This window comes from Polaromonas sp. P1_G2, assembly GCF_056405515.1.
On the sequence record NZ_JBFUBY010001478.1, the window covers coordinates 1 to 395 of the forward strand.

The following is a 395-nucleotide window of genomic DNA, read 5'->3' on the forward strand; positions in this document are numbered from 1 at the left end:
GATCAAGGCCACTGCGTAGACGCCGAGGCGCCGAGAGGAAATGTACATTCCCTGCTTCCTTCAGCCGTGCTTATTGGACAGGCTTCAGGCGCAGCAGATGTATCAGGCGCATGCGGTTGTTGTCATGGTTTTCCGGGTTCATCACCGGATCGTCCTTGGTAACCCAGCCGGTGAAACGYTTGCTSGAAWACTGRTACCAGGTCGGGCCGTTRAAGACMGGCACCATCGGAAAATCGTCGGCGACGATCACCTGGACCTCGTTGAAGAGTTTCTTGCGCTCGTCATCCGTCTTTGCCTGGCGGAAGGCCTTGAACACTGCGTCCAGCTTCGGATTCGAATAGCGCGACGGCGCGGTCGGCACGCGGCCGGCAAATGTCGACGACATGGTCATGTAA

The 395-nt window shown here is 57.6% G+C and carries 1 pseudogene; it reads right to left on the bottom strand.

The window, feature by feature from the left end:
* Window positions 1-70: 70 nt before the first annotated feature.
* Window positions 71-395, bottom strand: a pseudogene (locus AC1D0P_RS31170) (hypothetical protein); the annotation flags it as partial.